The 21,607-nt window shown below is 61.7% G+C and carries 19 protein-coding genes and 2 pseudogenes; 2 read left to right on the top strand and 19 right to left on the bottom strand.

The genetic code is table 11. The features are described 5' to 3' along the window. Window positions 1-61: 61 nt before the first annotated feature. The 5 genes from BN2154_RS02180 to BN2154_RS02160 form a co-directional block, all read right to left on the bottom strand. Window positions 62-451, bottom strand: a complete 390-nt coding sequence (locus BN2154_RS02180) for a hypothetical protein (protein WP_050617229.1) — start codon at window positions 449-451, stop codon at window positions 62-64. Window positions 452-552: 101 nt separating this feature from the next. Continuing rightward, complete coding sequence (locus BN2154_RS02175; RefSeq protein WP_050617228.1) at window positions 553-1,953, bottom strand: short-chain fatty acid transporter; 1,401 nt, start codon at window positions 1,951-1,953, stop codon at window positions 553-555. Between the two features lie 60 nt (window positions 1,954-2,013). After that, a complete protein-coding gene (locus BN2154_RS02170) occupies window positions 2,014-2,943 on the bottom strand; it encodes a 3-hydroxyacyl-CoA dehydrogenase family protein (protein ID WP_050617227.1) in 930 nt (309 codons plus the stop codon). A 14-nt stretch (window positions 2,944-2,957) separates the two neighbouring features. Further along, on the bottom strand, window positions 2,958-3,149 hold the full coding sequence (locus tag BN2154_RS02165; RefSeq protein WP_050617226.1) for a hypothetical protein: 192 nt from the start codon (window positions 3,147-3,149) through the stop codon (window positions 2,958-2,960). Further along, a complete protein-coding gene (locus BN2154_RS02160; protein ID WP_050617225.1) occupies window positions 3,146-3,985 on the bottom strand; it encodes a beta-keto acid cleavage family enzyme in 840 nt (279 codons plus the stop codon). Before BN2154_RS02160 ends, BN2154_RS02165 begins: the two co-directional genes overlap by 4 nt. Between BN2154_RS02160 and BN2154_RS15630 the strand changes: the two genes are divergently transcribed. After that, window positions 3,972-4,388, top strand: coding sequence for a hypothetical protein (locus BN2154_RS15630; protein ID WP_154666618.1), 417 nt, complete (start codon window positions 3,972-3,974; stop codon window positions 4,386-4,388). The two genes, BN2154_RS02160 and BN2154_RS15630, sit on opposite strands and share 14 nt — an antisense overlap. On the opposite strand, the gene BN2154_RS02155 is transcribed toward BN2154_RS15630, so the two are convergent. From BN2154_RS02155 to BN2154_RS02130, 8 genes and pseudogenes are all read right to left on the bottom strand, one after another. Continuing rightward, a complete protein-coding gene (locus BN2154_RS02155; RefSeq protein WP_242853667.1) occupies window positions 4,322-5,827 on the bottom strand; it encodes a sigma-54 interaction domain-containing protein in 1,506 nt (501 codons plus the stop codon). The two genes, BN2154_RS15630 and BN2154_RS02155, sit on opposite strands and share 67 nt — an antisense overlap. A gap of 132 nt (window positions 5,828-5,959) precedes the next feature. After that, window positions 5,960-7,381 carry a sigma-54 interaction domain-containing protein gene (locus BN2154_RS02150; RefSeq protein ID WP_050617224.1) on the bottom strand — a complete coding sequence of 474 codons (1,422 nt, stop codon included), beginning with the start codon at window positions 7,379-7,381 and terminating at the stop codon, window positions 5,960-5,962. An 82-nt stretch (window positions 7,382-7,463) separates the two neighbouring features. Continuing rightward, on the bottom strand, window positions 7,464-7,811 hold the full coding sequence (locus BN2154_RS16555) for an acyl-CoA dehydrogenase family protein (protein ID WP_368013980.1): 348 nt from the start codon (window positions 7,809-7,811) through the stop codon (window positions 7,464-7,466). A 202-nt stretch (window positions 7,812-8,013) separates the two neighbouring features. Further along, a pseudogene (locus BN2154_RS16550) lies at window positions 8,014-8,184 on the bottom strand (acyl-CoA dehydrogenase family protein); the annotation flags it as partial. A 145-nt stretch (window positions 8,185-8,329) separates the two neighbouring features. Continuing rightward, window positions 8,330-8,572, bottom strand: a pseudogene (locus tag BN2154_RS16545) (acyl-CoA dehydrogenase family protein); the annotation flags it as partial. A 118-nt stretch (window positions 8,573-8,690) separates the two neighbouring features. Next, window positions 8,691-9,929, bottom strand: a complete 1,239-nt coding sequence (locus BN2154_RS02140; RefSeq protein WP_050617223.1) for a CaiB/BaiF CoA transferase family protein — start codon at window positions 9,927-9,929, stop codon at window positions 8,691-8,693. Between the two features lie 146 nt (window positions 9,930-10,075). Beyond that, complete coding sequence (locus BN2154_RS02135; protein WP_050617222.1) at window positions 10,076-11,392, bottom strand: GntP family permease; 1,317 nt, start codon at window positions 11,390-11,392, stop codon at window positions 10,076-10,078. Between the two features lie 53 nt (window positions 11,393-11,445). Further along, entirely contained in the window at window positions 11,446-12,252 is an 807-nt protein-coding gene (locus tag BN2154_RS02130; protein ID WP_050617221.1) for an enoyl-CoA hydratase-related protein, read from the bottom strand. Window positions 12,253-12,825: 573 nt separating this feature from the next. On the opposite strand from BN2154_RS02130, the gene BN2154_RS16415 reads away from it, so the two are divergent. Continuing rightward, on the top strand, window positions 12,826-15,162 hold the full coding sequence (locus BN2154_RS16415; RefSeq protein WP_050617220.1) for an S-layer homology domain-containing protein: 2,337 nt from the start codon (window positions 12,826-12,828) through the stop codon (window positions 15,160-15,162). Between the two features lie 150 nt (window positions 15,163-15,312). Here BN2154_RS16415 and BN2154_RS02120 read toward each other — a convergent pair whose 3' ends face one another. The 6 genes from BN2154_RS02120 to BN2154_RS02095 are packed head-to-tail and all read right to left on the bottom strand — an operon-like array spanning window position 15,313 to window position 21,602. Next, window positions 15,313-16,113: a gluconate 5-dehydrogenase gene (locus tag BN2154_RS02120; protein ID WP_050617219.1), complete on the bottom strand. Its 801-nt coding sequence runs from the start codon at window positions 16,111-16,113 to the stop codon at window positions 15,313-15,315. A 5-nt stretch (window positions 16,114-16,118) separates the two neighbouring features. Beyond that, window positions 16,119-16,961 (bottom strand): 5-dehydro-4-deoxy-D-glucuronate isomerase, encoded by an 843-nt coding sequence (gene kduI, locus BN2154_RS02115; protein WP_050617218.1) that lies wholly within the window; start codon window positions 16,959-16,961, stop codon window positions 16,119-16,121. Window positions 16,962-16,976: 15 nt separating this feature from the next. Continuing rightward, on the bottom strand, window positions 16,977-17,396 hold the full coding sequence (locus tag BN2154_RS02110; RefSeq protein ID WP_050617217.1) for an HIT family protein: 420 nt from the start codon (window positions 17,394-17,396) through the stop codon (window positions 16,977-16,979). A gap of 17 nt (window positions 17,397-17,413) precedes the next feature. Beyond that, the gene (locus BN2154_RS02105) at window positions 17,414-18,892 is read right to left on the bottom strand and encodes a UxaA family hydrolase (protein WP_050617216.1); all 1,479 of its coding nucleotides are present in this window, start codon (window positions 18,890-18,892) and stop codon (window positions 17,414-17,416) included. Window positions 18,893-18,903: 11 nt separating this feature from the next. Then, complete coding sequence (locus tag BN2154_RS02100) at window positions 18,904-20,397, bottom strand: tagaturonate reductase (RefSeq protein WP_050617215.1); 1,494 nt, start codon at window positions 20,395-20,397, stop codon at window positions 18,904-18,906. A 5-nt stretch (window positions 20,398-20,402) separates the two neighbouring features. Then, window positions 20,403-21,602 (bottom strand): MFS transporter, encoded by a 1,200-nt coding sequence (locus BN2154_RS02095; protein ID WP_195892297.1) that lies wholly within the window; start codon window positions 21,600-21,602, stop codon window positions 20,403-20,405. Window positions 21,603-21,607 lie beyond the last annotated feature (5 nt).

Genomic DNA, 21,607 nt, shown 5'->3' with positions numbered 1-21,607 from the left:
CTCGGTCATATATATGACAAGAATCAGACCGCCATGTCCGGGAATGAGAAGCGCCCCGGGGCTACCGCATGTCCGAAGCCGGCGCAAGGACACGGGTCACCCGGTATTCCATGATCCGGCGCATCCGGGCCCGGCGGTTCATGAGCCAGGCCATAACGAAGGTGAGGAGCGCCAGCACTCCCCCGGCAGTCAACCGGTCGGCAATACCGCCGGCCCCGCCGAGCAGGCAGCCCATGGCGAAGAAGACGGGGACCGCCAAATAGGCCAGGCGGGCCAGGGGCTCCTCCCGGGGGGAGGCAGAGGCAAGCTCCACCACGGCCCCGCGGCGGCTGCCGAAAGAGTCTTCAATGATACAGTGCCGCTTCCCCGGCGCGCCGTTTTCCCACAGGGCGCACTCCGCATAGCCCTTGGTGATGACACGGGTGATAGTGGCGGTAATGGGTTCACACATGGTTGGGCTCCTTTCTATGGACCGAAAAGGGGGGGGACCTTCCGGCCCCCCCCCTTTTTTGTCATGTATTGGATCAAGGAATCAGGGAAACGCCGTTGGGCTCAGAGGAACATGGGGATAAAGTACAGACCGGCGCAGACAATCACCACCCAGAAGACGCAGATGAAGGCCATAAAGCCCCACACATCCTTCAGCTTCATGCCCACCACGGACAGAGCGGGGATGACGTACAGAGGCTGCAGCAGATTGGTGCACTCGTCGCCGTAGACGAAGGCGTTCAGGCAGTTGACCAGGTTGGCGTCGGGAATGGCCTTGGCCGCCGCAACGATCAGAGGACCCTGCACGGTAAACTGGCCGCCCTGAGAGGGGATGAACAGGTTCACGATGCAGGCGGACAGGAAGGAGAAAATGGGCAGGGTCTGGGCGTTGGCCACAGAGACCATGGCGTTGATGAGCACGGAGCCCAGGCCGCCGTCCAGGTACATCATGCCCATGATGGCGCCGTAGAAGGGGAACTGAAGCATAACGTCGGTGGCCAGGTGCATGCTGTTCTTGTGGGCCTCGATCCACTGGTGGGGCTCGGGGAACAGGAAGCAGTTGATGCCCACGAAAAGGAAGATCACCAGATTCATGTTCAGTGCGCCCAGCAGGCCCTTGGTGGCCACGGAGTAGACAATGTAGAAGAAGATGAAGGCTCCGGTGATCCACATGAAGGGCCTGAAGGTGTTCATGTGTTCGGCCGCATTCTCGGGCTTCTTGGTGCTCTTGTAGGACTCGGGCTCCACGTCAGCCTCGGTGGCGATGTTGCCCAGCTCCACCAGTTCATGCTCACCCGGACGGGTGAAAAGGACCAGCAGGATAAACACTACGGCCAGCACGACCCAGAGGATGATGTTCATGGGGTTGTAGCAGGTTTCGGCTACGCTCATAGACTGGCCTACAATTTCAGCATAGGAGCTGCCCTCGGTGGCTAGGTTGGAGTACAGAGTGGCGGAGGGCCCAAGGCACTGGCCCAGGATCATGCAGGAATAGCCGCCGGCCACCATCATGGGGAAGTGGAGGCCCTTGATGCGCTTGGCGAGGTGCATGGCCAGAATGGGGGTGACGATGGTGCAGAAGGCCCAGTTGAGCATGGAGGTCACATAGCCGAAGATCATCAGCACGATCAGAGCGGCGGTGCGGGTGTTCACCAGACTGGCGATTTTGTTGAGCAGCTTCGCGGCCTGGGGGCTGCGGGCGCAGGTGGAGGTGACAATGACCATCAGGCCCATCTGGAAGGCCAGGGTGAACTGGCTGCTCAGGCCGTTCCACCAGGCAATCAACAGATCCAGGGGGGACTTGCCGCAGAGCAGCAGGGACAGGACAAAGACGGCGAGCATCAGGATGACACAGAATACAAAGGAATCCGGAATGATTTTCTCGGCGGCAAAGTTGAACTTCTTGCTGATCCGCCAAAGTAGGGTGCCCTGGGAGGCGGAGCGGGACTTGGTCTGCTCGGACATGGGATCGCTTCCTTTCTCTCTCAACATTCTAAAATGATACGCGGATGTGATACGCGGGAGCTACTTACCGTAGAGCATGTCCACCAGGTAGTCGTTCAGGGCTTCCTTGGACTGCTCAATCTGCTGGGGGGTCCACGTCTGGAAGCCCTCGCCAGTCTTGAAGCCCAGCTTCCCCTCATCCCGCAGCCGGGTCAGCAGGGGGGAGGGCTCGTGGGAGTCCTCCAGGTCCTTAAGGATGTAGTCGTGGATATTGTAGGTCAAATCAGTACCCACCATGTCGGCGTTCTCCATGGGGCCGAGCTGGGGCAGGCGCAGGCCAAAGGAGTAGCGCACGGCCTTGTCCACGGTGGCGGCGTCGGCGATGCCCCGCTCCACGATGGAGATGGCCTCCCGCCACAGGGCGTGCTGCATCCGGTTGGCGATGAAGCCGGGCACGTCCTTTTTGCACAGGACGGGCTCCTTGCCGGCGGAGGAGAGCACCTCCATTACGGTCTGGGCCGTCTCATCGGAGGAGGCGTCGGACTTGACCACCTCCACCAGGGGGATCAGATGGCCGGGGTTCCAGAAGTGGGTGCCCACGAAGCGCTCCCGGTGCCGGAGCTCGGCGGAGATCTCGCTGGGGCTCATGACGGAGGAGTTGGTGCAGAAGATGGTGTCGGGCCGGCAGCGGGCCTCCAGCTTGGCGAAGGTCTCGCGCTTGATCTTCATGTCCTCGAACACGGCCTCAATCACCAGGTCGGCGCGGGAGACCAGCTCGGAATCCAGGTCGGTGGTGAAGGAGATGCGGGACAGCCGGGCGTCCAGTTCCTCCTCCGTCAGCGCTCCCTTGGCGATGAGCTGCCTGGTGTTGGCCCGGATACCGCCGGGCACGTCGGTTTCATACAGGTCATAGACCCCCACCTGATAGGCGGGGTTGGACGCCATGACGAAGGCAATGTTTTTGCCCATCATGCCGGCGCCGCAGATCAGGATATACTTGATAGCATTCATTTGAGACCGTCTCCTTATTCAGCAGTATCCTCGTAGTCGTTGGCGTCGGACGGGCTTGCCTTGCCGCTCTCCCCCACCAGCACGCCTTCGGCGTGGCAGGCAGGGCACATGCCGAAGGTGGGCTCGGTGATGGTATCGGCGCCGGACTTGAATTTCTTTCCGCACTGGGGGCATTGGTAGAACAGCCAGTAGACGCCCCAGCTCATTTCTTCAGACCCAGAATCTCGCGGGCCTCGGCGGGGGTGGCCACCTCGTTGCCGTACTCCCGGATGACCCGGGCGGCGCGCTCCACAAACTGGGCGTTGCAGGCCGCCAACTGGCCCTTGGCGTACATCACGTTGTCCTCCATGCCCACACGGATGTGGCCGCCCAGCGCCACAGCGCCGTAGAGCATCTCCATGGCGGAATGGCCCACGCCAAAGCAGCTCCAGGTGGAGCCCGGGCAGAGGGACTCCATGGTCTCCTTCATAAACACCAGGTTCTTTATGCTGCCGGGGATGCCGTTGGCGCAGCCCATGCAGAACTGGAAGTGAAGAGGGGCCTTCAGCACGCCCTTTTTCAGGTAGTAGGCCGCGTTGGCAATCATGCCGGGATCAAAGGCCTCGATCTCGGGCTTCACGCCCCACTCCTGCATGTGCTGGCCCAGCTCCTCCAGGAACTTGGGGTGATTGAGGAACAGGCTGGAGTGCAGCCAGTTCATAGAGCCGCAGTCGTAGGAGCCCATCTCGGGGCGCAGCTCTTCCAGATGGGCCTGACGGGTCTCGTCCGTGGCGTTCAGGTCGCCCGAGGTGGTCATATTGAGGATGATATCGCACTCGGGATGGTTTTTCCGCAGCAGCTCCACGGTCTGACGGAACTTGTTCTTGTCCATGGTGCCGTTGCCGGCATCGTCCCGCATGTGCAGGTGGGCCATGGCCGCGCCGGCCTTCCAGCAGGCGTACACGTCCTCGGCAATCTCGGCGGGCGTCATGGGGACGTTGGGATTATTCTCCTTCTTGGGCCAGGCGCCGGTGGTGGCCACAGTGATAATGGTCTTTTTCATTGCGATGAACCTCTGCTTTCTTTCTGGTTTCGGGCGGCTGCCCGCTCACAGCCTTTGTTTATGCAAGAGCCGTGCCAAAGTCCGGAGCAAAGAGCGGGAAAGCCTGCAATCCCTTCTGCCCCTAAGTAATTTTTTTGTTTGGATCACCCTGGGACTTTGGAAAGACAGCAAAACGAGTGGTGAAAATTTTCACCACTCGTTTTTAAAAACACAAGCAAAAAACCCGGCCTTTTTAATGAGTTTGCGACAAACCGATTCCCTTATATTTGGACAGGGTGCACAGGAAACAGCGGCAAAATCAAATGGTGAAAAAAATCACCTGGGTGGTGACAAAGTTCACCGATTATCTGGGTGCGCCTCCTCCATTTCGTACTGTCTGCGCTTTTTGACCAGGGTGGAGTGATCCACGCCCAGGGCCCGGGCGGCCCTGCGCAGGGAGCCCTCCCGCTCGATGGTGTGGAGGATGACCTCCCGCTCAAAGGCGGCTACCTGACGCTTGAGGGTGGCTCCCTCCTGCCCGTCCCCGCCGAAGCGGAGGCCGCCAGGGCTGAGAGCGGCGAACACGCTGTCCCGGTTGATGAGGGCCCCGGAGCTGGTGACCACGATGCGTTCCACCAGATTTTCCAGCTCCCGGATGTTGCCCGGCCAGGGATACTCCAGGAGCAGCTCCATGCCGCCGGGGCTAATATGGGCGTCTTTTCCGTATTTTTTGTCAAAGTTCCGGCAGAACTGGTCGGCCAGATAGACGATATCCTCCTTGCGCTCCCGCAGGGGCTTGAGGGCGATGGGGACCACGTTGAGCCGGTAGTAGAGGTCCTCCCGGAAGCCGCCCTGCCGCACCTGCTCCCGCAGGTCCTTGTTGGTGGAGGCGATGACCCGGATGTCCAGCTTGACCACCCGGCTGCCGCCGAGCCGGACGAGCTCGCGCTGCTGCAGGACCCGCAGCAGCTTGGCCTGTAGGGGGAGGGGCATGTCGCCGATCTCGTCCAAAAGGATGACCCCGGTGTTGGCCAGCTCGAACATGCCGGCCTTGCCTGCCCGCTTGGCTCCGGTGAAGGCCCCCTCCTCGTAACCGAAGAGCTCGGACTCCAGCAGCTCGGAGGGAATGGCGGCGCAGTTGACCTTGATAAAGGGCTTGCCCCGCCGGTCGCTCTGCTGGTACAGCTCGTTGGCCACCAGCTCCTTGCCGGTGCCCGACTCGCCGGTGATGAGCACCGTGACGTCGGTGGGGGCCACGGTCTGGATGAGGGACATCACCGACTGCATGGCCGCGCTGCGGTAGGAAAGCTGCTTGTCGCCCGCCTGCTGGCGGCGCAGATAGGCCAGCTCCTCGTGGGCCTTCCGGCTCTCCTCCGTAAGGGTGAGGAGCTGCTGCTCCAGCCGTTTGAGCTCGGGAAAGTCCCGGGTATTGGTCACCACCATTTTGATGGCGCCGTCGAAACCGAACACCGGGGTGCCGGTGACCAGAACCTCCTTGTTGAGCCCCAGGATGGTAGCCACCGAGTTGACCCGCTCCCGGCGCTCCAGCACCTGGGCCGTGACGGAGCCGCGGTAGAGCTTGCCCTCGGCCTCGATGTCGGAGACACGCCGGCCCAATACGTCCTCCGGACGGATGCCGGTAGTGCGGGTGTAGGCCGTGTTGATGAAAAGCACCTTGCCCTCCCCGTCGGTGATGTGGATGCCGTCGTAGAGGTTTTCACAGACCTCCCGGAAGTCCAGGCGGTCGGGGCACAGCTCCGCCACCAGCCGGAAGAGCTCGTCGGCCTCATGCTGTGCCATGCCGGAGGAGAGGAACGCCTCCATCTGCGTCTCCAGCCTGCGGCGCGCGGCGCGGTCGTCCATACTGGGACCTCCCTTTCCTGTTGCTGCTGCTATTATATAACACAACCGCGGGAATATCGACAGAAAGTTGCTCTGCCGCGCGCAAAGAAGAAAGGGGCACCGGACAGATGTCCGGCGCCCCGGGTGGAGTGCTCACTCATAGACGTTCTCTTTCCGGCGGTGGATGCTCAGCCGGGCCATCTTTTTATACAGGGCGCTGCGATGGATGCCCAGTTCCTCCGCCGCCTGCTGGCAGTTGCCGCCCGTCGCCCGCAGGGTGGACTTGATAATCTCCCGCTCGTAGTTGTCCATCAGCTCGGCCAGCTTTTTGGAGCCCTCCGCACCCGGTCCGGCTCCCTTCTGCAGATTGGCCAGACGGGCGGGCAGGTCGATCATGTCGATGGAGAAGCCGTCGCAGGTGGCGTAGGCCCCCTTGATGACGTTGTCCAGCTCCCGGATGTTGCCCGGCCACTGGTAGTTCATCAGGCAACGCTTCACCTCGCCGGAGAGGACGGTGGACTGGTGGTAGGTCTTGTTCAGCCGGGCCAGAAAGTAGTTGGCCAGCTCCAGGATGTCACCCCGCCGCTGGCGCAGGGGCACCATCTCAATGTTGATGACGTTCAGGCGGTAGTAGAGATCCTCCCGGAACTCGCCCCGCTGGATCATCTCGGTCAGGTTCTTCCGGGTGGCGGAGAGGATGCGCACGTCCACCGGCTCGGGTCCGGAGCCGCCCACCGGCTCCACCTCGCCCTCCTGAAGGACGCGCAGGATTTTGGCCTGCATGTGCAGGGGCATGTCGCCGATCTCGTCCAGAAAGAGAGTGCCGCCGTTGGCCATCTGAAACTTGCCCTTTTTACCGCCCTTTTTGGCCCCGGTAAAGGCCCCCTCGGCGTAGCCGAAGAGCTCCGACTCCAGCAGCTCGGAGGGGATGGCGGCACAGTTGATGCTGACCATGGGCTTGTCGGAACGGGGGCTGTTGTTGTGGATGGCCCGGGCAAAGACCTCCTTGCCGGTGCCCGTCTCACCCGTGAGCAGGACGGCAAAGTCGGTCTTGGCCGCCTTGAGCCCTGCCCGCTTGGTTTCCAGGAAGCGCTCGCCGCTGCCCACGATGTGCTCAAAGCTGTACTGGTTGCCGCTGTAGTTCTGGTACTCTTCCCGGTAAAATTCCAACTCGGCGTACTCGCTCATCAGCCGTTTGGCCGAGTCCAGGGTTTGGAGCCGGAACTTCACCTGGGCTACACCAGCCACGACCTGATCGGCGTCGTCAAAGACGCAGGAGCGGCTGACCAGCACGAAGTTGTCGTCGTTGGCCTTGGTGTCGCCCGGGACGTACTTGTGGAGGGCCAGCTCCTCGCTGTACCGCCTGCGGACGATGTCGATCATCTTGGAGTTCTTGATGACCTTAGTGATGGGATAGCCCACCACCTCGTCCCGGGTCCGGCCCAGGAAGTCGCAGTACTGCTCGTTGATGTCAGTGACCACGCCCTGGGGGTCCACCACAATGAAGCCGTCGTCGGTCAGGCGCAGGATCTCATCCAAAATGTACTTGTAGCGGGCGATATCAGGTTCCGGCATGGCGCTTCCTCCCGTCGTCGGAAAAGCCGGAAAGGGAAGCCCTGACCAATGTCAAGACTTCCCTGGTACCGGCGGTGATTGGTTACTTCATGACCTCGCGTGCGATGACCATCTTTTGGACCTCGGAGGTGCCCTCGTAGATGGGGACGATGCGTGCGTCGCGGTACATGCGCTCGATGGGGTAGTCCCGCATGTAGCCGTAGCCGCCGTGGATCTGAAGGGCCTTGTTGGTGACCCAGACGGCGTTCTCAGAGGCGTAGTATTTGCACATGGCGGCCAGCTTGGACAGCGGCTGGCCGTTGTCGGCGGCGACGGCGGCCTCCAGGATGAGGGCCTTGGCGGCCTCGGTGCGGGTGGCCATGTCGGCCAGATACCACTGCAGGCCCTGGTTCTTTCCGATGGGCTTGCCGAACTGGACCCGCTCGCCCATGTACTTGACGGAGGCGGCGATGGCGGCCTCGCAGATGCCCAGTCACCCGGGCGGCAATTCCGCCGGCCCCGCCGAGCAGGCAGCCCATGGCGATCTTGAAGCCTTCGCCCTCCTTGCCCACCAGGTTGCTGCGGGGGACCCGGCAGTCCTCAAAGATCAGCTCGGAGATATCCGCGCCCCGGATGCCCATCTTCTCTTCCCGCTTGCCCACGGTGAAGCCGGGGGTGCCCCGGTCCACCACGATGGCGGACATGCCCTTGACGCCCTTCTCCGGCTCGGTGAGGGCGATGACCACCACATAGTCGCCCTCGGTGGGGCCCATGTTGGAGATGAAGCACTTGCTGCCGTTGATGACGTAGTCGTCCCCGTCCACCACGGCCTTGGTCTTGGCCGCGGGGCGGGGGAGCCCCCGCCCCGGGGAGGGGGAAGGCGCCGATCATCCCCCTGTATCCGGCGGCGGTGAGGTACTTCTGCTTCTGCGCCTCGGTGCCGTGCTTGAGGAAGATGTCGTTGACCAGGGTATGCACGGCGATGACCTCCGCGGTGCTGGCGCACTGCCGGGCCAGCTCGGAGACCACCAGCACCTTGCACACGGTGTCCAGACCGGGCCCGCCGTACTCCTCGGGGACGTTCAGGGCGGTGAAGCCGATCTCGGCCATCTTCTCGATGATCTCCTTGGGGATGCGCTCCTCCCGGTCGATCTCGGCGGCGATGGGGGCCAGCTCGGACTCCGCAAAGTCCCGGGCCAGTTGCTGGATCATCTGTTGATCTTCGGTAAATAGCATAGGGAAACCCTTCCTTTCACATAAGGCGGATGGGGCGCGGAGCACAGGTTAAGTTATTGTACCATGGAACCCCGCGCTGCACAACAGGGGGAATTTACAGCTTTTCGATGGTGATGACCTTGTCGGCCAGGAATCTTTCGATGTCGGCGTCGGAATAGCCGTACTCCCGGAGGATCTCGGCGGAGTGCTCGCCGACCATGGGGGCCTGACGGTCCATGGTGGGGGCGATGTCCTCGATGCAGGTGGGCTCGGTCAGGGCGAAGCGAATGGGCGTGGCGGGCTGCTTGGTGACAGTGCCGTCCTTGTTCGCCATGGGGACGATGTACATGTTCTCCAGGGCCTGGGGATCGTCCAGGACTTCCTTAATGTGCTGGACCCGGTCATAGGCGATATCGGCCCGGGCAAACATGCCGGAGATGTCATCCATGGTGTGCTGGGCGAAGGCCTTGCTCAGGATGGCGACCAGCTCCGCGGTGTGAGCCTTGCTGCCCACGGCGGTGGAGTAGTCGGGATTGCCAATGAGCTCGTTCAGGCCCAGCTCCTTGAAGAGGGCGTCGTTGTAGCGGTCGGGCTCCAGGATGCTCATGTAGAACCACTTGCCGTCGGAGCTCTTGAAGGTGTCCATGACGGGAGACCCGGGATTCAGGCGGGTTTTGGGGTACTCGTCGCCATACTGGGTGGAGACCATGCCGGCGCTTTCGCTCCAGATGGCCTGGGCGAACAGGGAGACCATGACCTTGCAGCCCTTGCCGGTCTTGGCCTTCTGATAGAGGGCCGCGCAGATGCCGCCGGACAGGGAGCAGGAGGTGGTGGCGTCGCCGAAGCCGATGAGGGGGTTGACGGGGGAGGTGTCCTTCTCGGTGATGTCGATCATGGCGCCGGAGCGGGCCCAGAAGGCCACGGTGTCAAAGCCGGCGTTGTCCTTGGCGGGGCCGAAGTCGCCGAAGCCGTTGATCTGGGCCCAGATGAGGTGGGGGAACTTCTTGCTCAGAGAATCGTAGTCCAGGCCCAGGCGCTTCAGGGCGCCGGTACGGTAGCTGGACACAAACACGTCGGCGGTTTCCAGCATCTTGTCCAGAATGGCCTTGCCGTCCTCGCTCTTCAGGTTGAGGGACAGGCCCCGCTTGTTGGCGTTGTAGGCGGTGTAGAAGGGGTTGCAGTCCTTGTTGGTGGGGCAGGACATGGTGGCGCCGGTGCCGCGTCCGGGGTCGCCGAAGCTGGGCTCCACCTTGATGACGTCGGCACCCCAGTCGGCCAGGATGCGGGCCGCGCCGGGGCCGGCGACGAAGTAGGTCAGGTCAATGACTTTTACGCCTTCCAAAGGCTTAAACATAACAGAAAACTCCTTTCAATCGTTCCCCCCGCAGGGTCCGGAGAGAGGCGGCGCGGCGGATGGAGGGAACGCCGCGCCGGCCTCCGGACAGGATGGGAGAGAAGCATCGTATGGCAAGGGAGAAAGCAGTGGGATGGACCGCCCGGTCAGGGCAGGTTGGGGAAGATGGTAAAGAGCAGTACGCCCACCAGCGAGCCCAGGAAGGGGATGACCACGGTCAGAGCGAAGGTCAGGCCGTAGGAGTCCTTGTGGGTCTCGTTGCACAGGCCGTTGGTGACGGTGACGATGTAGCCGTTATGGGGCAGGGAGTCCAGCGCGGAGGAGGACAGGGCCATGACGCGGTGGACGATGGAGGGGGCGATACCCAACTGAGTGTAAACCGGCCCCAGGATGGGCACTGCGATGCCCAGACCGCCGGAGGCAGAGCCGCAGATGCCGGCGATGACGGTGGTGCCGATGACCAGGCCCAGCAGCTTGGGGCCGGGGATGTTCACCATGGCGTCGGTGATGGTGGAGAACACAGGGCTGTTGGAGGCTACGCCGCCGAAGCCGTTGACGGCGCAGGTGTTGGTGATGGAGATCAGAGCCATGGCGGCGCCGTCGGCAAAGTGCTTGGGCAACTGCTTGACGTCGATGTACTTGATCATCAGGATGACGGCGGACACAGCACCGGCCAGCACGCCAACCTCAACGGGGGCGATGACCACGCCGCCTACCTTGATGTTGACCAGGCAGATGGTGATGACCAGGGGCAGCAGGGCCACGATGGGGTTGGGCAGGCTCTCGTTGGCGTCGTCGCCGAAGTCGTCGCTGGCCTTGGCCACAAAGTGCTCGCCGTTGTTCTTGGCCTTTTTCAGCCAGAAGTGCAGGTAGATGATGCCGACCACCAGCATGAAGCCGCAGGCCAGGAAGCCGTTGACCGCGCCGGCCATATAGGTGGTGCCCAGGTTGGTGGAGGGCACGGCGTTGTGGATCTGCACGGCGCCGGGGGCGATCATGGCGAAGGTGGAGCAGCCGAAGCACAGCGCGCCGGGGATGCCGCGGCGGGGCAGGTCGGCGGCCCGGAAGACCTGCAGGGCGATGGGGAACACGCAGAAGGAGCATACGAAGGCGGACACGCCGCCGTAGCACAGCACGCCGCAGGCCAGAGGCACGGAAATAAAGGCCCACTCCGTGCCCATGATTTTGATGATGGCCTTGGCGATGGCCTTGGCGCCGCCGGTGATATCCATGGCTTTGGCCATCAGGGTGCCGGTCAGGAAGACCAGGTAGTAGTTCTTAAAGAAGTTGGTAAAGCCGGTCATGAAGTGGACCTTGTACGCCTCGTACACATTCATCTGGCTGGTCAGCGCCACCACCAGGGTGCAGACAAACACGGTCAGATAGATGTTGAAGCCCTTCATGATCATATACATCAGTAAACAGAAAGCCGCAATGATGCCGATGATACCAAGAACGGTCATAGAAGCTCCTCCTTAATCAATTCAATTCTCTTTCTTTCTCTTGCAGGGGAGAATCACTTGTTTTGAAACACGGCGGGACGCTTGGCCAGGAACGCGGCGGTGCCTTCCTTGGCGTCCTCGGAGGCAAAGGCCAGGGCGGCGACGTCCTTCTCCAGCTCCAGACCGTTCATCAGATCCATATTGACGCCCTTGTTGATGGCTACCTTGGCATAGCGTACGGCCATGGGGGCCTTGCTGATGATGACGCCCATCATGGCCTTGGCCTCGTCCAGCAGGGCCTCGGGCGCCACGACCTTGTTGACCAGGCCGATGGCCTTGGCCTCGTCGGCCTTGATCTGGCGGGCGGTGAAGATCATCTCCTTGGCGATGCCAGTGCCCACCAGGCGGCTGAGACGCTGGGTGCCGCCGAAGCAGGGGACCAGACCCAGGTTGACCTCGGGCTGGCCGAACACAGCCTTCTCGGAGGCGATACGGATATCGCAGCTCATGCTCAGCTCGCAGCCGCCGCCCAGCGCATAGCCGTTGACCGCCGCGATCACGGGCTTTTCCAGCCCCTCGATCTTATTGAACAGGGTCTGGGCGCGGTTGGCGTAGTTGCGGCCTTCTTCGGCGCCGTAGCCGTTCATCTGGCTGATGTCGGCGCCGGCCACAAAGCCCTTGCCCTCGCCGGTGATGATGACGCCCAGCACCTCCGCCTCGGTCTCGATGCAGCTAAAGATCCGGTCCAGCTCGCCTAGAGTCTGGTCGTTGAGCGCGTTGAGCGCTTTGGGACGGTTCATGGTGATCACGACGATGGCCCCGTCCTGCTCCACCTTTGTATTTTCCAGGCTTTCCGCCAGCTTCTTGATTGCTTCGCTCATGGTTGACAGCCTCCTTGCAAAAATTCCAATCCAAACCAATTTGCCAGATCCGCAGCTCCCCGCGCCGGCCGGCCGCGTGAGCGTTGTCTCTTGTCCCAAAATTCTAGCAAAGTCTGTGCCAATTGGTGCGACCAGATCCGGAATCCCTTGGACGCCTAGCGCAAAAAAACGCTGGACTTTTTGTAGGGGGGCCTCAAAAAAGTAGAAGCGGCTGGGCAAAATCGTCTCCGCATGGCACTGAATGTATCCAAATGGAGACGCGATAAACGGCCAGAGAGAAGGCAAAATTGCAAAAAAATAAAAATCTTAAAAACCATTATTTCACTTTTAAGTAAAAGAAAACATTCTTTGTTCGCGTTTTACGCGGATGATTTTCTGTAGCCGGGCCTTTAAAACAGGCAGTCTCCGTTTGGAGACTGCCCGCCAACCGCGCCGGAGGGTCCGGGGCCTCGCTTGTCCAGGTTTTTGACGATTCCGACAACTGCCGGTTGCTTTTTTGCCGGGAGAACGTTATAATTTTAAAAGTAGTATGGTTATGTTACCCTGCGCGCGACAACTGCATGGAGGTGCGATATGAAATCCAAACGACTGCTCACTTGCCTGCTGGCCTTCGCCCTGACGCTGACCATGACGGCGCTTCCGGCTTCGGCGGCCACTTTCCCGGACATTGCCAGCCATTGGGCCAAGAGCTACATCGAGGAAATGACCGACGCGGGCATGTTCAAGGGCTATGAGGACGGCACCTTCAAGCCGGAAAACAAGCTGACTACGGCGGAGGCCCTGGCCCTCTGCGCCCGGGCCGTACCCGTCAAACAGGGGATCGCCGACCGGATTGCCTCCGACCGCAAGAAGGATGTAGACGGCCTGCTGAACGGGGCCCAGTCCTGGTTCTACCGGGAGTTCGCCATCTGCCTGGAGACCGGCATCCTCTCCTACACCGAGCTCAAGGGTCTGGTGCAGAACGGGAGTCTCTCCAAGCCCATCGAGAAGGAGGACCTGTCGGTCTACCTGGTGCGAGCCATGCAGCTCGGTCCCATGGCCGAGGGACTGGACTCCTATTCCATGACCTTCCGCGACACCGCCTCCATCCGCGAGTCGGCCAAGCCCTATGTTTATCTGCTCAACGTCTACGGCATCGTCCAGGGCGACACCAACAACGCCTATGGCCCCAAGGGCGAGGTCACTCGGGCCATCATGGCCACCATGCTCTCCCGCGCCCTGACGTTCATGGAGGAGCGGGGCACCATCACCGACCTGAGCGAGTACGACGACTATGACTTTATCCAGGGCACCATTGCCGCCGTCACCAAGGGGGACAGCGGCGTGGTGGTCCTGACCCTCACCGGCGATCTGACCGGCGCCACCAGCAGCATCTCCCTGCCCGCCGACGCCGTCATCTATGAGAACAATATGGAGACCACCAGCAGCAGCCTCAAGGCGGGCAAGCACGTCCGCATCTCCCTGACCAGCAAGGGCGTGGCGGAGGACGTCTACCTCAGCGCCGCCCTGAAGGAGTTCACCGGCTCGGTCAACGGCATCGAGGACAACAGTATTGCCCTGACGGTGGGCGGTGCCGGTCGGGTGGTCACCATGAACCGCTTCACCCAGGTGCAGGTGGGCTCCAAGACCATCGGGGACCGCTCGGTGGTGGACCCCGACGCGGGCTACGCCACCGCCGTCTGCATGACCGACGACCAGGGCCGTCTGGTGGCTGTCCGCCTCACCGGCGGCACCCGGGAGGAGACGGGCATTCTCTCCAGCGTGGAGAAGTCCGGCAGCGGCTGTACCCTGCGGGTCAGCGGGTTTGACGGCGTCACCCACCAGTATGCCGTGCCCGGCGGCTCCGCCGTCACCGTCAACGGCCTGGAGGGGACCCTGTCCTCCGGTTACGAGGGGTGCTACGTCTCTCTGCGGGTATCCAACGAGGATGGCTCCGCCCTGTCCGTCTCGGTGGATTCCGTCACGAAATATGTGCAGGGCGGTATCAAGGCCTTTACCTGGGCCAGCAGCACCAACACCGTTACCCTCACCGACCCGGCCACCGGTAAATCCACCAGCTATGACGTGGCCGATAGCTGCGTATTCACCTATAACGGCTCGGCCATCAAGCTCAAAGAGCTGGAGAAGGAGTGGTTCGCCACCGCCCGCTTCTCTGGAGAGAAGCTGGTGCGGCTGGACTGCTACCCCGGCTCGGCGGTGACCGAGGGCGTTCTTACCAACCGGGTGTTCACCTCCAGCGGCTCCACCGTCACCCTGGAGGTCACCGAGAGTGACGACACCGTAGTGAGCTTTGCCATCGACCTGTCCGATCCCCCCGCCATCTACCGCAACGAGGAGAAGAGCGCCATTGACAAGCTGCGGCTGGGTGACGAGGTGGAGGTCACCGTCCGTTACCACGTGGTTACCCGCATCGAGGCCACCCCCCAGAGCGCCAATATGACCGGTACCATCAACCGCATCATTCAGGAGGTGGGCGGCAGCACTCTGGAGGTGACCCTCTCCGATGGGGAGGAAGCGTCCTATACGGTTACCTCGGCCACCTCCATTACCCAGAGCGGCAAGACCATCGCACTGTCCGCCCTGAAGCCGGGCTACAAGATCGGCCTGGTGGTCAACGGCGACCAGGTCGCCGCCATCGAGGTCCAGCAGGCCGTCACCTCCGGCAGCCAGCTCAACGGCACCGTGGTCTATGTCAGCACGGAGCGTGGCAATCAGTACATCTATCTGCGCAGCCTGGACAGCGCCGGCAACGAGGAGCTCATCACCGTCCATGTGGACGACGACACCAAGTTCCTGGAGTGGGACGGCGGAACCCTGACCCTGCGGAAGCTGGAGGTGGGGGATTACCTTCAGGTGAACGGAGCCTACGATGGCGCGGAGTTTAACGCCGCCCTGATCCTGCGCCAGTAAGCGGCGCATACCCTGAAGAGCGCTGTGACTCCATGGGGAGAAAAACGTGCTCTTTGCCCCGAAAACGAGAGGGAGTCCCCCGGCTACAAGACCGGGGGACTCCCTTTTCGGTATTTGAAGGCGTATACGTCAATGGAAGCAGCCAGCGGATCAGGGCTGCTTGCCAATATAGGCTAAGATGCCGCCGTCCACATACAGGATGTGGCCGTTGACAAAATTGGAGGCATCAGAGGCAAGAAAGACGGCGGGACCAGCCAGATCTTCCGGCCTGCCCCACCGCCCCGCCGGGGTTTTGGAGCAGATAAACTGGTCGAAGGGGTGACGGCTGCCGTCTGGCTGTGGCTCACGCAGGGGGGCTGTTTGGGAAGTGGCAATATAGCCGGGGCCGATACCGTTGCACTGGATGTTGGCTCCACCAAACTCGGCGCAGATGTTTCGGGTGAGCATTTTTAGCCCGCCCTTGGCGGCGGCGTAGGCAGAGACCGTCTCCCGGCCAAGCTCGCTCATCATGGAGCAGATGTTGATGATTTTGCCATGTCCCTTTGCGATCATGCCCGGGATACAGGCTTTGGCCACAATAAACGGAGCGGTCAGATCGACGTCTACTACGCGGCGAAAATCCTGGGCGGACATATCCAACAGGGGAGTACGCTGGATCATCCCCGCATTGTTGACCAGAATGTCCACCGGCCCCAAGTCGGCAGAGATCCGGGCTACCATGTTCTGGACGGCGGTCTCGTCAGTGACGTCGCAAAGATAGCCCCGCGCATGGATTCCCCGCGCGGCGTACTCGGCCTCAGCGGCCTTCAGCCGGTCCGGACTGTGGCCGTTAAAGGCAATTTCGGCGCCCGCGCCGGCCAGAGCGACGGCCATGGAAAAGCCGATCCCATGGCTGGCCCCGGTGACCAGAGCAACTTTTCCCTTTAGGGAAAATTGACCCAACATATCCATGACCGTCACCTCAGCGCGGTGACAGGAATCACATCCATGTCGTCAAAGGCCTGATTTTCACCGCCCATTGCCCAGATAAAGGAATAGCTTCCGGTGCCGGCTCCGGCATGAATGGACCAGGAGGGGGAGATCACGGCCTGCTCGTTCTGCAGGACAATGTGGCGGGTCTCCTGCCCCTCACCCATCATATGGAAAACCACATTGCCCGCAGGGATCTCGAAGTAGGTATATACCTCCATGCGCCGTTCGTGTGTGTGGGCAGGCATTGTGTTCCACACGCTGCCCGGCTCCAGTACGGTCATGCCCATGGATAGCTGGCAGGTCGGGAGTACGTCGGGGTGGATAAACTGGTGGATGACCCGCTTATTGGAGGTTTCCAAAGCGCCCAGGGGCTTTCTGGCGGCGTCGGAAAGCCGGATGATCCGGGTCTCATAGGAGCAGTGGGCCGGGGCGGAGACCATGTAGAATTTGGCGGGGGCGGTAGGGCTGTCGCTGGAAAACAACACCTCACGACTCCCGCGGGTAATATACAGGCAGTCCTTATAGCCCATGGGATAGACTGTGCCGTCTACGGTTACCTGACCTGGCCCGCCGATATTGAACAGGCCGACCTCCCGGCGCTCCAGAAAGAAATGAGTGCCAAAATTGGCCCACACATCAATGCCCTGATCGATGGGTATGCTTTTGGTTACCGGCATGCAGCCCAGGGTGACCATTCGGTCAATATGGGAGTAGACCGCCGTCACCTGGTCAGGCCGGTAAAGATCTTCGATAAGGAACTCCTTTCGGATCTCCTCCGTGGTATAGCGCTTGAAGTCCCGCGGATTGGCGGAATAACGGATATCCATATAGATATTCTCCTTTTACAGATGGAGCTTGATCTGCTCGATCATGCGCGTATACTCCTCCTGGGAGAGAAACGTTCGGCCGGGATTCATCCCAAAGACGTCTCCCCACTCGTAGCCGCCCTGATACTTGGGGACCAAGTGAAAGTGAAGGTGCCTTCCGGTATCTCCGTAAGCGCCGTAGTTTACCTTGTCCGGGTGAAAGACGGCGTGGATCGCCCTGGCTGCTCTGGCTACGTCCGTGAAGAAGGCGTTCCGCTCCGCGTCGGTCAGGTCCACCAACTCACTGATATGATCCTTATAGGCCAGGATACAGCGGCCGGGGTGGCTCTGTTCCTGAAAGAGGATGAGCGTGCTGACGCTCAGCTCACAGATGGGAATGCCGAAGGCGGCCAGGGTCTCTCCGCCTGCGCAGTAGCCGCAATGAGGGTCTTTCATAAAACCTGCTTCCTTTCTTACAGCACCACGCCGTCCTTAAAGATGGCAATCTCGCGGGCCCCGTGGAGTTCGGTTTTCGTAGGACTGCCGCTGGCCGCCTCAAGCACCAGATCCAACAGGCGGTCTCCCACGGCATCCAGGGTCTCGCCTTCCGCCACCGTACCGGCGTTAAAGTCGATCCAGCTCCCCTTTTTCTGAAAAAGGGCGGTATTACTGGAGATTTTTACCGTTGGAGCCGGAGCCCCAAAGGGGGTGCCGCGGCCGGTGGTAAAGAGAATGAGGTGGGCACCGGCCGCGGTGAGGGCGGTGGTGGATACCAGATCGTTGCCCGGTCCGCTGAGAAGGTTCAGGCCCCGCCGGGTCACGGCCTCGCCGTAACCCAGCACATCCACGATCCGGGCGCTTCCACCCTTTTGCACACAGCCGCAGGACTTGTCCTCCAGCGTGGTGATGCCCCCAGCCTTGTTGCCGGGGCTGGGATTTTCATAGACTACCTGGCCGTGGCGGATAAAGTAGCGCTTAAACGCCTCCACCATTTGGACGGCCTTGTCAAAAACGGCCTCATCCTTGCAGCGGTCGAAGAGGATGGATTCCGCACCGAACATCTCAGGTACCTCGGTGAGGACAGTAGAGCCGCCCAAGGCGATGAGCCGGTCGGAAAACCGACCCACTGCGGGGTTGGCGGTGATGCCGCTGAGACCGTCGGAGCCGCCGCATTTCAGACCAACCACCAGCTCAGAGGCAGAAATCGGCTCCCGGCGGAAGGTCCCGGCATAATCGGCCAGTTCCTTGAGCAGGGCGGCACCGGCGGCCAGCTCATCCTCCACGTCCTGACAGACCAGAAAACGGACGCGGTTTTTGTCATGGGGCCCCAGCTCGGCCTGAAATTGCTCCATCGTCAGATTTTCGCACCCCAGCCCCAGCACCAGCACGCCCCCCGCATTGGGGTGGCGGGCCAGGGCGGCCAGCAGCTTCCGGGTCTGGGCATGGTCCTCCCCCATCTGGCTGCACCCGAAGGGGTGCGGAAAGGCATAAAGACCTTCCACCGTGCCGCCTGTCAGATGCTGGTTTTCCCGTACCAGGGCCTGGGCGATGGCGTTGACGCAGCCCACAGTGGGGAGGACCCACAGCTCATTGCGGATGGCGGCCCTGCCGTCGGGGCGGCGGTAGCCCTGGAAAGTCCGGGGAGGGACGGGGGGCAGGGCGCCGACCCGGGGATGGTAGGCGTACACGCCGTCCTCGCTGAGGCCGGTGCGCACGTTGTGGACGTGGACCCAGTCCCCGGGGGCGATGTCCGCCTTGGCCAGACCGATGGTGCAGCCGTATTTGATGATCCGGGCCCCCGCGGGAACGGCTGCCAGGGCGAGCTTGTGGCCCCGCGGAATGGCCTGGCGGGCGGTGACGGTACTACCTCCGGCGGTGACGGTCTCCCCTGCGGGAATGTCCTCCAGGGCCACCGCCACGTTATCCAGAGGATGAATGCGGATCAGGTTCATGGTGCGCCTCCTTACAGACAGGCGGCATAGGCCGCCAGAGCGCCCTGTTCCCGGATCAGCTTCAGATCGGCCACGGCCGCAGCTTCAAAGCCAGGGACGGCGGTCAGATTCTGGCCCCACATCCGTTCATTGGTCATAACGGCGTGGATCAGATCCTCCGGGCGGTCGCCCCTGTGAGCCCAGTAGAACTCCAGGACCCAGCGGTCGTCGGAACAGGTATACTCGTCGCCCTTGGGCCGCCGGCACACCAGCCCGGCATCGGTGAGCCTCTGGACATCGTTGGAGTAAAAGGCCACATAGGCGGCAAAGCTCATAGCGAGGCAGGCGGGCAGCGCTCCCGTCTGCTCCACATATTCCAGCAGGCTGGGCAGGTTCCGGGCCCGCCACTTGGAGGTGGAGTTGAGAGAGATGCTCATGAGCTCGTGATCCACGAAGGGGTTGTTGAACCGGTCCTGGACAGCGGAGGCAAACGCCTCCAGATCCTGTCTATCCAGGGGAAGGGTGGGAATAACCTCCTCATGGAGCATCCGGTTCATGAAGCCCCGGACGGTGTCGTCCCCCATGCAGTCCCGCACGATGTCGAAGCCGGCCAGATAGGCCCCCAGCACGAAGCCGGTGTGGGCGCCGTTGAGAATGCGTACCTTGCGCTTTTTATAGGGGGTCACGTCGGGGACTACCGGGCAGTTGAGGCCCGCCCGCTTAAAGGGCAGCTTCTCCTCCAGCCATGCCGGACCTTCGATGTTCCACACGCCGAAGATTTCCCCCACGTCGATGAGATCATCCCGATAGCCGTTGGCGGCTTCCATGGCGGCGGCCTCTATCGGGTCCTTCACCCGACCGGGGACGATGCGGTCCACCAGGGTGGAGCAGAAGGTGCACTCCCCCATAACCCAGGTGCGGAATTCGGGTTCCAGGGCCCACTGGTCGATATACCGGTTCACGCATCGGAGTAATTCCCTGCCGTTGTTGTCGATCAGCTCGCAGGAGAGAATGACTAAGCCCGGCCTGCCGGCCTTCCAGCGGGCGTAGAGGACCTGAGTCAGCTTGGCGGGGAAGGAGGCGGGGGGCGCGTCATCCGGTTTGCAGGCGGGGGCGTAGACGATGCCCGCCTCGGGCGTATTGGAAACCACGTATTCCAGGTCGTCGGAGACGGCCAGGGCCATCATGGCGGCGTAGTCCTCCGCCTCATAGGGGTTAAGGCAGCGGCTGACGGAGGAGATGACCCGCTTCCGATCCACCTTTTTTCCATTATGGCGGCCCCTGAGATAGAGCGTGTAGAGCCCTTCCTGGCGGTTGATGGGGCTGGCCAGGCCCTGGGGGATGGGCTGGACCAGGACGCATTTGCCGTTCCAGCCCGCCTTTTCATTGGAGACGTCAAACCAGTAGTCCACGAAAGCCCGCAGGAAGTTGCCCTCGCCGAACTGGAGGACCTTTTCCGGGGCGTCTCTGAGCAGATATCCGCTATAGCCCTGTGCTTCCAGAGTCTTGTAAGAGAGTGTTTCCATTCGCATCATTCTCCTTTTTCGGGTAGAGCCTGGGCTGTGCGTACGCTGAACACGCTGAGGAGGATGGAAAACAGCAGCAGGGCCGCAAATACCACAATCAGGCCCATCCCCGCCCGGATGCCCGCCCACTCGGCTACAAAACCCACCATGGCCGGGGTGAGGATGCCGCCGGCGCTGCCGGTAAAGATCATGACACTGCAGCCCAGGTCGTTGCCCCGGATGCAGTCGCTGCCAAAGGCAAACGCAGTGGGGTAAATAGTGGCCATGAAGAAGCCGACGCCCACCAGTCCCAGGATGATCGGGGCTGGGGTCCGGCTGAAGAACATAACAAGAAAGAAGGAAAAAAGGCCCACCCCGTCCAGCAGCAGCAGCTTGCTCCGGGAGAGTTTTCCCGTAATGACGGCCCCCACCATTCGCCCGAGAAAAATGACCAGCCAGAGAAGACTGTTCATCATCTGGGATTGGTTGGGGTCCAGAACTCCGATGTCCTGAAAGTAGGTGACGAGCCAGCCCACGATGGCGTATTCGGTGGAGATGTAGAAAAAAAGCATGGCGGCGCCCAGCCAGAACTGCTTGACTTTAAAAAACCGGAGATCCACCGACGTGATGCTCTTTTTGGCATACTCCGGCGGAAGGGGCATTCTGGCGTAGACGACAAGCTGACTGATGCACAGCAGACACAACAGGCCGGCCATGATCCGCCAGCCCAGACCCGGCCACCGCCCGGCGCAGAAGATAAGCAGCAGAGGAGAGAGCAGGGCCCCCACGGCAAAGCAGCCGTGCAGCAGATTATAGCCGCGGGTGGCCTTATCTCCGGGCAGGGTGGAGATCATGGTGTTGGCGAAGTTGGAGTTGCCGCCGCGGGCGATACCGGTCATGAGGCAGGCCAGGATCAGCAGGACGGGGGTCCCCATGCCGCTGGCAAAAATCAGATAGCCGGCCGCCATCCATACCGCAGTGGTCAGAATGCTCCGCCTGCGGCCCAGGTAGACGGGCAGGAAGCCTGCGGCCAGCACAGCCAGCAGGTTCCCAATGGACTGGCAGGACAGCAGTACGCCGGACAGGTCGTAGCTGAAGCCATAAGTGTCCCTCAGGAAGGGGATGAAGGAGCCCAGGGGCTGAGAGGCCGCACCGCTGACAAAAAAGGTAAAGAGCACATTGCGAAGCAACCGGCCCTCCCGCTGAGTCTCCGATGTCTGAGTCACGAAAC

The organism is Intestinimonas massiliensis (ex Afouda et al. 2020) (assembly GCF_001244995.1).
GTDB classification, from domain to species: Bacteria; Bacillota; Clostridia; order Oscillospirales; family Oscillospiraceae; genus Intestinimonas; species Intestinimonas massiliensis.
The sequence above is the reverse complement of the archived record's forward strand: the minus strand, read 5'-3'. Positions and strand labels throughout refer to the sequence as shown.

What these genes read in the sequence shown, in the direction of transcription:
- BN2154_RS02180 (WP_050617229.1), bottom strand. Translation starts at nt 451, where the DNA reads ATGTGTGAACCCATTACCGCCACTATCACCCGTGTCATCACCAAGGGC.
- BN2154_RS02175 (WP_050617228.1), bottom strand. Translation starts at nt 1,953, where the DNA reads ATGTCCGAGCAGACCAAGTCCCGCTCCGCCTCCCAGGGCACCCTACTT.
- BN2154_RS02170 (WP_050617227.1), bottom strand. Translation starts at nt 2,943, where the DNA reads ATGAATGCTATCAAGTATATCCTGATCTGCGGCGCCGGCATGATGGGC.
- BN2154_RS02165 (WP_050617226.1), bottom strand. Translation starts at nt 3,149, where the DNA reads ATGAGCTGGGGCGTCTACTGGCTGTTCTACCAATGCCCCCAGTGCGGA.
- BN2154_RS15630 (WP_154666618.1), top strand. Translation starts at nt 3,972, where the DNA reads ATGGTCTTTTTCATTGCGATGAACCTCTGCTTTCTTTCTGGTTTCGGG.
- BN2154_RS02160 (WP_050617225.1), bottom strand. Translation starts at nt 3,985, where the DNA reads ATGAAAAAGACCATTATCACTGTGGCCACCACCGGCGCCTGGCCCAAG.
- BN2154_RS02155 (WP_242853667.1), bottom strand. Translation starts at nt 5,827, where the DNA reads ATGGACGACCGCGCCGCGCGCCGCAGGCTGGAGACGCAGATGGAGGCG.
- BN2154_RS02150 (WP_050617224.1), bottom strand. Translation starts at nt 7,381, where the DNA reads ATGCCGGAACCTGATATCGCCCGCTACAAGTACATTTTGGATGAGATC.
- BN2154_RS16555 (WP_368013980.1), bottom strand. Translation starts at nt 7,811, where the DNA reads ATGGGCGAGCGGGTCCAGTTCGGCAAGCCCATCGGAAAGAACCAGGGC.
- BN2154_RS02140 (WP_050617223.1), bottom strand. Translation starts at nt 9,929, where the DNA reads ATGTTTAAGCCTTTGGAAGGCGTAAAAGTCATTGACCTGACCTACTTC.
- BN2154_RS02135 (WP_050617222.1), bottom strand. Translation starts at nt 11,392, where the DNA reads ATGACCGTTCTTGGTATCATCGGCATCATTGCGGCTTTCTGTTTACTG.
- BN2154_RS02130 (WP_050617221.1), bottom strand. Translation starts at nt 12,252, where the DNA reads ATGAGCGAAGCAATCAAGAAGCTGGCGGAAAGCCTGGAAAATACAAAG.
- BN2154_RS16415 (WP_050617220.1), top strand. Translation starts at nt 12,826, where the DNA reads ATGAAATCCAAACGACTGCTCACTTGCCTGCTGGCCTTCGCCCTGACG.
- BN2154_RS02120 (WP_050617219.1), bottom strand. Translation starts at nt 16,113, where the DNA reads ATGGATATGTTGGGTCAATTTTCCCTAAAGGGAAAAGTTGCTCTGGTC.
- kduI (WP_050617218.1), bottom strand. Translation starts at nt 16,961, where the DNA reads ATGGATATCCGTTATTCCGCCAATCCGCGGGACTTCAAGCGCTATACC.
- BN2154_RS02110 (WP_050617217.1), bottom strand. Translation starts at nt 17,396, where the DNA reads ATGAAAGACCCTCATTGCGGCTACTGCGCAGGCGGAGAGACCCTGGCC.
- BN2154_RS02105 (WP_050617216.1), bottom strand. Translation starts at nt 18,892, where the DNA reads ATGAACCTGATCCGCATTCATCCTCTGGATAACGTGGCGGTGGCCCTG.
- BN2154_RS02100 (WP_050617215.1), bottom strand. Translation starts at nt 20,397, where the DNA reads ATGGAAACACTCTCTTACAAGACTCTGGAAGCACAGGGCTATAGCGGA.